We start from the raw sequence: 12,659 nt of genomic DNA, 5'->3' as shown, positions 1-12,659 counted from the left end.
TATCTGATCCTAGATAGTTATAATCTGATTTCCTGACCCTTGGCAGCTGATTCATAAATACCGCAAAGAATTTTCATCATCGTAAGTCCATCTTCTACAGGACTAATCGGCGAATTCCCAGTTCGGCAACAGCTTAAGAAATGACTAATCTCCTGACTAAAAGCTTCTGTTATATTGATAGATTTGCTGTCAGTCTGTGGCGCTACATTCAAAATGGTATCCAGCATTTCCGTAACGAGGACAAGCTCAGGCTCCAATTCTACTCCGCCTTTATCTCCGTATAGCTTGACCGCGATTTCATCCTTTTTGGCATGCAGGGTAAAGCTAACATCAACCATAAGCGAAGCCCCATTTTCAAACCGAATTAAGGCATTGGCCATATCTTCAACGGTATTCAAATCAACATCATAATCGGCTGCTTTGTAAAAGGAAAGATTGCGCACATTCGCCCGATTCCCGAGCTTGTTATACGTATGACCACTGACCGATACAGGCTTCGGTCTCCCCATTAAATACCAGCATAAGTCAATCACATGTACACCAATATCGATTAAAGGTCCGCCGCCAGATCGTTCCGAGTCTGCAAACCAGCCTCCTGGATTACCTAATCGACGAAGACACGAAGCTTTGGCATAGTACAATTCTCCCAAGTCGCCATTGTCGATAAAGCGCTTAACGAGTTGAGCATTGGTATCGTATCTCCGTACAAAACCAACCTGCAGAATTTTCCCCGTTTCACGAACGGCTTCTTGAATGCGCTCAGCCTCTTCCACGGTTTTGCAAAGTGGTTTCTCTACAAGAACATGCTTGCCAGCACGCAAAGCTGCAATACTAATCTCAGCATGTGTATTATTCCATGTACAAATACTTACAGCATCGACCTCTGGATTGGCCAGAAGCTCCCGATAATCGGTGTAAATATGCTCAACATTATACTTGGCGGCTTTATCCCCCGCTCTTTGACGATTCAAATCACACACGGCTACCAATTCTGTGTCTGCTTGCTTCACATAGGACTCAAAGTGCATATCAGAAATCGATCCTGCACCGATTACACCAATTCTCAATTTGTTTATGCTCATTACTAATACTTGCCTCCTTCGAGTCATATGCAATCAGGATAGCATGATTTTTGCTGAGGTAGAATGCATAGGATGAGCATTTCCATGGATTATATGGTCAAAAAAAGGATTTCATTTTCCAGGTGACCTTTGTTCTTTGAATATAAACCAAATATTGACTAGCCCGTTTCTTTTAATTAGATTGTAATTAATAAGCGAAAATTGTACCTCGTGAGGGTAAATTGGACTTTCGTGGTTAGTAGCGGTCTCCAACTATTAAAATTCTTATACCTAAAAAAGCGGCACAATACGTTAAATACCGTATTCTGCCGCCTTTTCCCCTGTTAAGGGATTAATAAGATTTTCCCTGTGCTTTTCCTGCTCTCTAAGAGTCTATGGGCTTCCGCCCCCTCCTTCAAGGGAAAGCATGTAAAGCTCTCTATTTGAATAACCCCTCGCCGCAGTGCATCAAATAGTTCGTTTGAACGCTCGATTCGATTCTGCAAGGATATCACATGGTTCCACAAGTCGCCTCCTGTCAGCGTTTTTGAGGTGTTCATGAGCATTCTTGGGTCAATAGGAGGCGGATCTCCTCCAGCCATGCCATAGAAAATGACCGTCCCCTTCGTTTTGGCTGCAGCGAAACTATCCATTAAGGTGGACCCAACTGAATCGTAAACGGCATCTACGCCCTGATGGTCGCTGGACCAATGTTTGACTCCATTTACCCAATCGCTTTCGTAACTTAGAACTTCATCAGCACCAGCCTTTAAGGCGATTTCCCTTTTGGCTTCCGAAGAGGTCAAACCGATGACTCTTGCGCCTTTACCTTTACATAGCTGCGTCAAAATCTGTCCAACGCCCCCTGCTGCGGCATGTACGACAATTTCGTCCCCAGATTGAACGCGGTAGCTGTCATTTACCAGATAATGCGCCGTCATTCCTTGAAGCAAAATACCCGCGGCGTGTTCGAACTTGATATCCATTGGCAAGGGAATAGCTCTATCTATAGGCACAGCAACCAATTCCGCATTGGCAAAAGGAACATCAACGAAGGCAATTCGGTCTCCGACCTCGATCTGGTCCACATTCGAAGCTACTTGCTCAACAATCCCAGCTCCCTCATACCCTAGAATGAAGGGTGGCTTCCCAGCCAGATGATAGTTGCCTCGTCTCCTATATATGTCGGCGAAATTCAAGCCGATGGCTTCCGTTCTCACTAGGATATGGCCTAGTTCTAAGCTAGGATCAGGAATGTCCACATACTGCAGGACCTCTGGCCCACCAAATTGCTCAAAAATTAGTGCTTTCATTGACTACCTCCAACAAGCTAATTTTGCTTAAAAATTGTATCATATTCCTCATGCTATGCAAAAAAGATCAACATCATCAGCGTGCACACTGGACGTTGACCTCTCATCTACTTTTTAACAACCAACTGTTTGGGTAACCATTCATATTGGGCTGGCTTGTTGATATAATAACCTTGTATTCCCCAACAATTCATTTCTTTTAACATCTTATATTGTTCATAGGTCTCGATGCCTTCTGCGATTACTTGCAGGTTCAGTGCATGGGCCATGGCTAAAATGGCTGAAATGAGAGAGACATTCATATCCCAAATGAAAGATCTGTCAATCTTCAACTTGTCTATAGGCAGCAAGGTTAACATGCTTAACGAGGAATAGCCGGTTCCAAAATCATCTAAGGCAATCGTAAATCCTTCCGCGCGCAATCTACGCAGCGTTTGTTGGACATCTTCCATCGAGTGCATCGTCGTGCTTTCTGTTATTTCTAACTCCATCACACGTGGGTCCACATGCTCCTCTTCCAATATTTGAAGCATTTGATCTACGAAAAGGGGTTCATTTAATTGAATCCTCGAAATGTTAACCGAAATTTTAAATTGAGGACCATATTCCGCTTTTAAAAGATGCCAATCCTTACAAGCTTGCCTGATGACCCAGTATCCAATCGGAATTATCAATCCAGTATCCTCAGCGACCGGAATAAAATCATTGGGCTGGATCATTCCCATGTTGGCTGAGTTCCATCTTAGTAGAGCCTCGGCTCCAATGACTTCTTCCCGAACCGGATTATAAATAAGCTGATAATGCAAATGTAGTTCTTCTTTCTCAATCGCACTTGAGAGAGCAAGCTCATGTATGAAATTCTCAACATGGTCGTATTTAGATGAAGCTTCATAAATGTGAAATCTTTTTCTTCCCGCCCCTTTGGCCTTATACAAAGCAATATCTGCTTGTTTTAAAAGAGTTTGGATGGTTTCATTATTCACAATTTGGGCCACACCAATACTTACGCTTAACTTCATTGGATGATCGTTTACCGTAAAGGGAGCCACGAAAAGTTGATTAATTTGGTCAGCAGTCGCCTCAGCTGAGCCAGGTTCGCCCATTGCTACGACGACAAACTCATCTCCGCCTAAACGTACAAGTATATACGCCGCACCAAATTTCTCAACAAGACGGTTAGCGACCTCCACGAGGACGGTATCACCTACAGCATGTCCGAAAATATCATTAATGTTTTTGAAATAGTCCAGATCAAGCAGATATATGATCGCTGGATTGTGTACATGCTCAAGCAAGAATCTTCGATTATATAGCTTGCTAAGATCGTCATGATAGGCGTAATGATAAAGCAAATTTTCATGTTGTTTTCGCTCGGTAATATCACGAGTTACTGTGACGATGAACTCCATGTCACCGCTTTCATTAAAAATAGGCGTAAGTACACTTTCTCCGTTTAACTTACCGTTGGGCAGCATAACGCCATCCTCATACTTAATGGTTCGTCGTTCGGTAACCACCCTCGTATATTTCTTATGTAAGTAGTTCGCCATTTGACTCGTGTTTGTATCAAAAAATGTTAGACCGACAGCATCCATTGTAATTCCACTAAATTTCGTAGCAGCGCGATTTACATAATAGTATTTGATATCCGATCCATCAACACTCATGATATAAATCGAGTCTTCCATATTATCCATCATGCTTAGGAGTGTCTTAATATCAAGTAATCTATTCGTAGGATTTATCATATAAACGACCCCTCTATACTTACAACAATCTGTTAACTGGCAACTTAATAGGCTGGATATAGCATTCGACAAAAAATTTCATTTTCCTTCCATCCTTTCTATTAAAGCATGCCTTTCACCCATTCGGGGATTTTCAGTCTAAAGGGACTTCTCGCTGTCAGCGTGAAGCCTTAAATATTAAAAATGCATAGTTAATCTTAATCTGCTTTCCGATTCACTTTTCTCAAAAATTGCAAGGTCCGCTCATTCGTTGAAGCATCAAAAATGTCGGCTGGCGTTCCTCTCTCGACAATCGCGCCTTGATCCATAAAGACAACTTGATCCGCTACTTCTTTGGCGAAGCCCATCTCATGTGTCACAATGACCATCGTCATGCCTTCGAAAGCTAGATCCTTCATCACCTTAAGCACTTCGCCTACCAGTTCCGGGTCAAGCGCAGACGTCGGTTCATCGAATAAAAACACCTCGGGATTCATCGCCATTGCCCTAGCAATTCCTACCCGTTGCTGTTGTCCACCAGACAGCTGATGAGGATAATAATCGGCACGATCATGAAGTCCAACCTTTGCTAAGATAGATAAAGCCTTATCCTTAGCGGTTTTCGAGGATTGTTTAAGGACAATAACAGGGCCTTCCATAATATTTTGCAAAACGGTTAAATGGGGAAATAGGTTGTAGTTCTGGAATACCATACCCGTGTGTTTCCGGATGGACCGAATGTCCGTCTTATTCAATTTGACTTCACCTGAGAATGTCATCGTCGCTTTCGCTATTGAGAGGGTCCCCTGATCTGGGAAGTCCAATAAATTCAGACATCTTAGCAGGGTCGTTTTGCCGGAACCGGAAGGTCCGATAACAACGGTCGTGCTCCCTTTTTCAACATCCAAATTAATATCGTTCAAGACGTGGAGGTCATGAAAATGTTTATGTATGCCTTCCATTCGAATCATGCTGGCCCCCCCTTACTTCGCGATGTTTCGTTCATAGTGGATCTCAAGCTTGGATTGGAAATAGGAAAGAACGGTACTGAAAACTAAATAAACGAAAGCTACCTCGATATAAAGCCATAATGGCTCATAAGTAACCGACGCAATTTGCTGCCCTTTCTGAAACATTTCCGTAACCGTAATCGTCGCGGCCAAAGAAGTATCTTTGATTAAACTAATGAAGGAATTTCCTAATGGAGGAATAGAGACTCGCACAGCCTGGGGTAAAATGATGCGCCTCATCGCCTGCCATTTCGTCATATTGATCGAATAAGCTGCCTCGCTTTGGCCTTTGGGAATCGACAATATCGCGGCGCGAATGATTTCAGAGCTATACGCTCCTTTGTTTAACGTAAACCCGATAATGGCTGTCGGAAAAGGATCCAGCGTTATTCCCAAACTCGGAAAACCATAAAAGAGAATAAACAACTGGACAAGTAGTGGCGTGCCGCGGAAAACCCAAACATAGAATCTCGCTATCGTTCGTAGTATGGCAAAATCCGATAAGCGAGCAAGCGCTGTGATGAAAGCTAAACTAAGTCCCAGCGTAAATGTGATTAAAGTAAGCGGAACTGTGTACGTAAGCCCCGCCTTTATAATAGGAAAGAAGGAATCGGACAGGATCCCTATAATTCGCTCAAGACGATCATTTGTCATTAGGCTGAGTCCTTACTTCGTTACGTCGGCATTGAACCATTTTTGCGAAATTTGAACCAACGTACCATCCGATTTCATGTCTGCTATCGCTTTATTTACTTTACTAACTAAATCCGTACTTCCTTTTCGGAATAAAAAAGCGTTGCTCGTTGCGGACGGCTCCTCATAAACCGTTTTGATCGGGAGTTCGGGACGCTGCTTTTTCAAATCCAAATAGGACAAACTATCATTAAGCGTCGCATCGATCCTGCCAGAAGTCAGAAGATCAATCGCCTGATTAAAACCTTCGACAACTGTATTTACCGCACCGTGCTCTTCCGCTATTTTCCGATAATTACTATCAAGGGATTGTCCAACCTTCTTGCCTTTGAGGTCATCTAACGTTTTGATATTCGTATTATTCGCATGCACAACAAGAACAGCGCGAGAAACAATATAAGGCGTCGACATGTCGTACTTCTCCAAACGATCCGCCCGAACAGCCACTTCATTAGCCACCATGTCATACCGCTTCGCATCGAGTCCCGCAATCATGCCGTCCCACTTGGTTTCAACAAAACGCGGCGTCATGCCAATCCTTTTACATACCTCTTCTGTCATCTCAACATCATATCCCGTAAGCTTGCCAGCCTTATCATGAAAAGTAAACGGTGCATATGTACCTTCGGTGCCGATCGTAATTTCGGCCTTACTCGGCGCGGATGCTGACGGTGTTGTGTTTGGCTTAGTTGAACTACAGCCTATCGAAGTCAGGAGTAATGCCGTAACTGAAGTTGCTGCTAGTAATTTTTTCATCCTAAATAACCCCCTGTGAAATAACCCTTTTTGAATTAAAGGTATTATTCCCCATGTGAAGGAATTTTAAGAAAAAAAATGTATTTGGGGGAGATGTGCGCCGGAATAATGTGTGATCCGGGGCTAAAAATTTAGACTAACAAGCCGAACGTGACGAAATTCATCAGTAGAGTATGAAGGCCAGAAATCTGCTTCTCAGCCCCAATCCGCCAAACCTTCCCAACTCGCAAGTACGTGCTGTGCTACACTATAGCCTCGCACACGAGCATGACCTGCTCCAACTGGTTCAAGAAGTGATTTCTGATACATTCCCTTAAGCGTTTCTTGTGCTTTTCTTTGTCTGAACTGAAACTGTTTTTGAACATCCGTAGGTTTAATTGGTCTTCCCAACGTTAAGCCAAAACGGATGATTTCTTTTTCTATAAAATTCAGCTCTATTTCTTGGTTAAATACGTCTCCAAAGTGTCTGCCAATGCATTGCTGGAGTAATTGCTCACACATGCGAGGCCGGTTTTTTACGTCATCATAAGCGAACCGAAAAATTTTCCAACCATCTAAAACAAGGTAATTTTGTCTGATTAATTGGTCTGAGAATTGGGTGCGACTGATATCAGCGAAATGGGGACCAAAGCCATCAATTTCAATGGCTAGTTTGAGTGAGTGGCGAAGGAAGGCGAAATCCAAGAAGTGCGTATCATCGCGAAAATCTTTGATCTCATATTCTGGATGCAAGTCTTGAAAATGTCCAAACGCACTCCACCAAATCTGCTCAAGAAATAACTTCTCCGCATGTCCATGCCCCTCTTTAAGTCGCTTTAAACGTTCCCCGCCCCTTATCGAAATGTGTTTAGCTAACAAAGCTTCATGTGCTTTTTCAAATTCATTCATAAATGGATAGGCCCCCTCCAGAAAATAAATAAACCGCTCCTCCAGACAGCTGTTGCTGATCTAGAAAAGCGGTGTGTGCTTCACAACCGTTTGAAATTAATTTTATTCAATGATAGCACATCACATAAAATTTAACAATTACGCAAAAGAGTACTTTTTTTCGCTCGGCAAAAAGCTCGATTTCATCGAGAGAACGCGCCAGCACGGACTTGCGAGATGGTACCTTGAGAAGTCGATTTCCGACTTCTCAAGCTCTGTTGGCGAGCTTCGGCTCGCGGGGCCCTCGCTGAAAGCGCGGTTTTCGCGCTTATTGGTTCAGGCGCTCCAGAATAAGCGCGTTTTCCGCGCTTATTTCGAACTAACGCGCCAGGACGGGCTGCTGAGAAGTCGATTTTCGACTTCTCAAGCTCTTTTGGCGAGCTTCAGCTCGCGGGGCTCTCGCTGAAAGCGCGGTTTTCGCGCTTATTGGCTCAGGCGCTCCAGAATAAGCGCGTTTTCCGCGCTTATTTCGAACTAACGCGCCAGGACGGGCTGCTGAGAAGTCGATTTTCGACTTCTCAAGCNAGGCGCTCCAGAATAAGCGCGTTTTCCGCGCTTATTTCGAACTAACGCGCCAGGACGGGCTGCTGAGAAGTCGATTTTCGACTTCTCAAGCTCAACCGAAGAGCCTCGGCTCGCGGGGCCCTCGCTGAAGCGCGGTTTTCGCGTTTATTTGCTCGTGCTCTGCTGAATAAGCGCCGCTGATCATTATTTCAGACGGATCAGTGGCCAAATTAATCACTACAGTTTTTAGACGATCGAATAATTAACCCAATCCCCTTGAACCCCACCCATTTTATCAAAAAAATGTTGAGCTCGTTTATTATCAGGAGCCGTTACCCATGACATATACGCATATCCTTGATCCTTTGAGTAACCCTGACATTCCAAAAACAGTTCTGATTCCACTTGTGTACCTCTAAATGGCTCCATGACATAAAGGTCGTTCATGATGGTAATTTTGTCTGCTTTCATCGTACTAAATGCGAAATATAAGGTAGCAAAACCAACTAGCTTTCCATCTTGTTCTGCGACAAACTGTATACCTAATTGTTTCTCTAAAAGAGTTTGAATCAATTGATGTATTTTTCCATCGGCTGGCCAAGGTTTCTGGTAAAAACCTACTATGTATTCATACATTAATTCGGTCAAGCTGTTTTCATCATCAGGTTCTGCGTTTCTCACGATAAGTGGCATTCATAATTCCCTCCATTCGATAATGCATAATTATACATAAATACGAATTTATATTCAATATTATTATTTCCTTTTATTCAAAATAAAAAAGAGAAGCCGCCACAAAAGCACGGTTCTCCACTATTTTGATCCCATTCAAGATGTACCAGCTAGAAGGGCATCATTCGTTTCCATATTCCGAGTTATTCGTTTCCAAGAGGTGTCTTTGTCTGTTTTTTCGACATCACTTTGCTCCTTATAAGAACAATAATAAATAAAATAGGAATGTACACATAAATAAAATAAAAGCCTACGTTGGAGCTAAAACTGGATAACTGACTAATCGATGATCGATCTTTAAAGAACAGCGTCAGCATGACGATAAATCCAGCTAGAAAAATAAGTAAGCTTGTCCGGTGTTTGAGATGTACTGCGGTTTTCAAACCTCTGGAGGCGACCCAAAGAAAAATGCAGACAGTCGCTAGTATTTTAAGAAACCAGATAGAGATTACAATGTACTCTAATCGTTGTATGAGTGGGATTTCGATAATCTTGAGCATCGTTAACGTTGGCCAAATGATATGTTTCATTTGGCCTTGACTGAAATACATAAAAGCCAAGAGAGTGATCACTAAGTAAATGAAAGTCGTACAGAAAACAGCAAGTTGTGCCCATTTGTAAGACTTTTTTGGTGTCTGAACCAACGGATAAATGAGTAATATGGCTTCAAAACCAGAAAATTGAAACACCATGATTTTGATGGAAAGAAAGATGTCTTCGACTGAACTTATATGGAAGGGAAGCAAGTTCCGAGGATGTATGTACTTTAAAACAAAAAATAAAAGGGGCACAACTACGATGTATGGAAGTACGATGCCCCAAAAACTCATGCCGGCAACCGTACGAAATCCGCCAGATATCGTGTAATAAATGACGACAATGAAAACGAAGCTAACCGGATACATGCTCATAGAGGGAAATAGCCACACTTGGACAATTTCAATAAAAACTCTAAAAACGCTAAAGGCTACCAAGAAAAAATAAAACACAACGCAGCCATTAATTAGATTTCCAATAATTCGACCAAAACAGGCTCTATTCAGTGATATTAGATCTGAATTTAGCGGATCTGTAGACAGTAATCGATAAAAGATCCATACTAGGATATGAATGGAGATCCCAACCAAAAGAACAGAAATCCACGAACTATAGCCCCCGTGATCAATAAGCTCCCTTTGAAAATTCAGGATGCCGACCCCAATCATACTGCTATGAATCAGGAAAAAAACGAGATAGGGAGATATCGTATGGGATTCCTTTTCCAATTTACTCGCCAACTCCCGTCTGGATAATGTGAACGTCCACTTTTACATTTGTTTTTAATTGCTCATACGCTGCATAAAAGTCCTTCTCTTTCCAATCCAAAGATTTACTTCTTACCAAATCACCAAATCCTATCGGATCTACTTTGTTTTTTTGACATAAAGAAATAAAGCTATGAATTTCTTTCTCAAAGTAGCTGCCAATTGTTGATTCTAGTCCTCTTATTTGCCCCCCTCTCGTCAAATTAATTTGTTCAGGTACATCTTTGACTTGTAAATAAAGTTTTACTTTGATTGAAATCGTTGGATTTGGCAAAATATGATCAACGGTAAATTTCGTTTTAGAGCCGATACTATGCAATAAAATGAATTCATTAAGCGTAGATTTAGCCCCTTTCAATGGATACATGTAGCTGCCGTTCTTCGAATTATCAACTAGCATTTTCAAAATAAATGCCTCTTTCAGGCTAATCGTGGTTATTAATTTGTCGTAAGAAAACAGGGCTATACCATCTATCTTAATGTTTCCACGCTCGAGGATAAGATAAGGTAGAAAGGGATCCCGCCCTTCGCCATAATGATCAAACAAAAACTCTTGCAAATTCACCCTAGGCAGATTTCCGTGCGCGATGTTCTGACTAATCATACCTGAGATATAGAACGGATTCTTATATTTATGGGAAGCCGTTAATATTTCAGAAGCATCTCTTTCTGCAACCCCAAGATGTATGCGAGAACCTATTTTGGCATCTCGACATAAACTATGTATGACGGAATCAATTCCTTTTTCTGAGTACGTTTTGCCAAATAAGACCATCCTCAATTGACCATATTCAATGGGTTCATTTGTTTTCGTATTCAGTCTCGGAAAGATGTCGTAATAGGAATTCGAGCTCGTGTCCAAAATCTGTAATTGAGATTCATTTTTCTTTTCAAAAATAGGATATAAAACAACACTTTTAACACCATGATCCGTTAAATCGTAACCGATCGATTGGACAATTTTAATTTCATCCACTAGCTTCTGATTCGCGCAAGCGGATATCAAGGCCATACATATAAAACTTAGACTGACTTTTAGGAAATGCATCAATTTACCCCGCACATAGTCTACTCAATTTTCATCAAAATCTTTTTTCTTATTCGATTTAGGTTTATAGCGTATAGATGATTTGGGTTTCAAATAACCAGGTCTTGAGGTAGTTACCTCATAGGAAGGTCGAATAAAGCTGTCTTTGAGATCTTTCATTCTTAAGGGATAGACAGGGACTGTGTAAGGAGTACCAAGCGACTTCAACCGCGTAACGTGAATGAGCAAGAGGCAAATCCCGATGACAATCCCCAAATTGCCCCAACAGGCAGCTAATAAGATAATAGGGAATCTTAAAAACCGTATCGTATTTGACATTTTATAGATGGGAGTCGTGAACGAGGCTAACGCGGATAAAGCTACAATGATAAGCAAAATATTACTTGTTAATGCTGCTTCAACTGCCGCTTGCCCGATAACGATCCCTCCGACTATACCTAATGTTTGACCAATCTTAGTTGGCAGCCTAGCGCCTGCTTCTCGGAGAAACTCAATCGTTGCCTCCAGAAAGAGTACTTCAAGTACAGGAGGAAAGGGAACATTTTGCCTAGAAAAAATGAGCGGCCCTAATAAACCTATTGGAATCATCTCATAATGATACGTCGTTAGAGCGACATAAATTGATGAAGCAAATACCGAGAAAATAACGCCCGAAATGCGGAAGAGCCGAAAAAAGGATCCCAACACCCAGGGCAGATAGTAATCTTCCGGAGATATGAAGAAATCAAATAACGTCGAAGGACCCGTAATAAAATAAGGCGAGCCGTCACTAACGATGGCCACTTGGCCGTAAATGAGACCATATACCACACGATCCAACCGCTCTGTTGTTACAAAAAGTGGAAATGGTGTCCATGAATTATCCGAGATGATCTGCTCTAATTGCGAAGAATCAAAAATAACATCGAAATCAAAATCTTGTAAACGCTGTTCGACAATCTGCAGATTCCCTTTATTCGTTACGCCATCTATATAAATAATCGCAACTTTGGTGTTTGACACTGTGCCTAAGGTTAATTCCTTAACAATTAAGTTGGGGATATTGATTTGTGTTCGTAAGAGATGAATATTAATATCCATGTTCTCTACAAACCCAACTTTAGGGCCTACAACACTAAATTCATTTTCAGTTGTGTTATGATCTCTTGAACCCTCACTGGATGAGAATCTGATTAAAGCACACTTGAGATCATTCTCATGTATTTGAACAATCGCATACCCTTTTAACAGACTGCTTTGAATGACTTTGATATCCTCGGTGATCATGATTTGGTCGATTGGAATCCATGCCGAAATCTCTTCTATGGCTGTGATTACATGTTCACATGCACGAAGCTGCAAGCTATGAATCAAATTGTGCTGTAGGACATGTTCATCGATCAACGTCTTGTAGTAGGAAATACTTAACTTTTGAAGCGGGAGCTCAATAAAACTTTTGATAAAATCACTGGAAAGCACTGCTACTTGCATTAATTGTTCAAAACTGTTAAATTCCGTTTTTACTTTTTGCTCTTGTGCAGGATTCACTTTGTTCATCTTTTTGAGATCTTTCCACAATAACTTCAGTGTTCTATTCATGAATAA

The 12,659-nt window shown here is 41.7% G+C and carries 11 protein-coding genes; all 11 read right to left on the bottom strand.

What is annotated here, in order from left to right:
* Positions 1-17: 17 nt before the first annotated feature.
* The 11 genes from ASG93_RS10360 to ASG93_RS10305 all read right to left on the bottom strand — a co-directional run bounded on the left by ASG93_RS10360 (position 18) and on the right by ASG93_RS10305 (position 12,611).
* A complete protein-coding gene (locus ASG93_RS10360) occupies positions 18-1,082 on the bottom strand; it encodes a Gfo/Idh/MocA family protein (RefSeq protein ID WP_056831566.1) in 1,065 nt (354 codons plus the stop codon).
* Between the two features lie 323 nt (positions 1,083-1,405).
* Positions 1,406-2,374, bottom strand: a complete 969-nt coding sequence (locus ASG93_RS10355) for a quinone oxidoreductase family protein (protein WP_056831565.1) — start codon at positions 2,372-2,374, stop codon at positions 1,406-1,408.
* A gap of 107 nt (positions 2,375-2,481) precedes the next feature.
* Entirely contained in the window at positions 2,482-4,122 is a 1,641-nt protein-coding gene (locus ASG93_RS10350; RefSeq protein ID WP_056831562.1) for a GGDEF domain-containing phosphodiesterase, read from the bottom strand.
* Positions 4,123-4,319: 197 nt separating this feature from the next.
* Entirely contained in the window at positions 4,320-5,072 is a 753-nt protein-coding gene (locus tag ASG93_RS10345; RefSeq protein WP_056831560.1) for an amino acid ABC transporter ATP-binding protein, read from the bottom strand.
* Positions 5,073-5,084: 12 nt separating this feature from the next.
* Positions 5,085-5,765 carry an amino acid ABC transporter permease gene (locus ASG93_RS10340; protein ID WP_056831558.1) on the bottom strand — a complete coding sequence of 227 codons (681 nt, stop codon included), beginning with the start codon at positions 5,763-5,765 and terminating at the stop codon, positions 5,085-5,087.
* A 12-nt stretch (positions 5,766-5,777) separates the two neighbouring features.
* Positions 5,778-6,560: an amino acid ABC transporter substrate-binding protein gene (locus ASG93_RS10335; protein WP_056831556.1), complete on the bottom strand. Its 783-nt coding sequence runs from the start codon at positions 6,558-6,560 to the stop codon at positions 5,778-5,780.
* Between the two features lie 195 nt (positions 6,561-6,755).
* Positions 6,756-7,448 carry a hypothetical protein gene (locus ASG93_RS10330; RefSeq protein ID WP_056831554.1) on the bottom strand — a complete coding sequence of 231 codons (693 nt, stop codon included), beginning with the start codon at positions 7,446-7,448 and terminating at the stop codon, positions 6,756-6,758.
* Between the two features lie 789 nt (positions 7,449-8,237).
* Entirely contained in the window at positions 8,238-8,684 is a 447-nt protein-coding gene (locus ASG93_RS10320) for a GNAT family N-acetyltransferase (RefSeq protein WP_056831549.1), read from the bottom strand.
* A gap of 182 nt (positions 8,685-8,866) precedes the next feature.
* Positions 8,867-9,988: a GerAB/ArcD/ProY family transporter gene (locus ASG93_RS10315; protein WP_056831547.1), complete on the bottom strand. Its 1,122-nt coding sequence runs from the start codon at positions 9,986-9,988 to the stop codon at positions 8,867-8,869.
* A gap of 1 nt (position 9,989) precedes the next feature.
* The gene (locus tag ASG93_RS10310; protein WP_056831545.1) at positions 9,990-11,075 is read right to left on the bottom strand and encodes a Ger(x)C family spore germination protein; all 1,086 of its coding nucleotides are present in this window, start codon (positions 11,073-11,075) and stop codon (positions 9,990-9,992) included.
* Between the two features lie 24 nt (positions 11,076-11,099).
* Positions 11,100-12,611, bottom strand: coding sequence for a spore germination protein (locus ASG93_RS10305; RefSeq protein WP_056831689.1), 1,512 nt, complete (start codon positions 12,609-12,611; stop codon positions 11,100-11,102).
* Positions 12,612-12,659 lie beyond the last annotated feature (48 nt).

Origin of the sequence: Paenibacillus sp. Soil787 (assembly GCF_001429545.1) — a bacterium.
Taxonomy (GTDB): Bacteria; Bacillota; Bacilli; order Paenibacillales; family NBRC-103111; genus Paenibacillus_E.
Note: the sequence above shows the minus strand (reverse complement) of the source record. Positions and strands in the feature narration are given on the sequence as shown.

Excerpts from the sequence above, each read along its gene's own strand:
- ASG93_RS10330 (WP_056831554.1), bottom strand. The coding sequence starts at position 7,448 with ATGAATGAATTTGAAAAAGCACATGAAGCTTTGTTAGCTAAACACATT.
- ASG93_RS10350 (WP_056831562.1), bottom strand. The coding sequence starts at position 4,122 with ATGATAAATCCTACGAATAGATTACTTGATATTAAGACACTCCTAAGC.
- ASG93_RS10310 (WP_056831545.1), bottom strand. The coding sequence starts at position 11,075 with ATGCATTTCCTAAAAGTCAGTCTAAGTTTTATATGTATGGCCTTGATA.
- ASG93_RS10335 (WP_056831556.1), bottom strand. The coding sequence starts at position 6,560 with ATGAAAAAATTACTAGCAGCAACTTCAGTTACGGCATTACTCCTGACT.
- ASG93_RS10355 (WP_056831565.1), bottom strand. The coding sequence starts at position 2,374 with ATGAAAGCACTAATTTTTGAGCAATTTGGTGGGCCAGAGGTCCTGCAG.
- ASG93_RS10320 (WP_056831549.1), bottom strand. The coding sequence starts at position 8,684 with ATGCCACTTATCGTGAGAAACGCAGAACCTGATGATGAAAACAGCTTG.
- ASG93_RS10360 (WP_056831566.1), bottom strand. The coding sequence starts at position 1,082 with ATGAGCATAAACAAATTGAGAATTGGTGTAATCGGTGCAGGATCGATT.
- ASG93_RS10340 (WP_056831558.1), bottom strand. The coding sequence starts at position 5,765 with ATGACAAATGATCGTCTTGAGCGAATTATAGGGATCCTGTCCGATTCC.
- ASG93_RS10305 (WP_056831689.1), bottom strand. The coding sequence starts at position 12,611 with ATGAACAAAGTGAATCCTGCACAAGAGCAAAAAGTAAAAACGGAATTT.
- ASG93_RS10345 (WP_056831560.1), bottom strand. The coding sequence starts at position 5,072 with ATGATTCGAATGGAAGGCATACATAAACATTTTCATGACCTCCACGTC.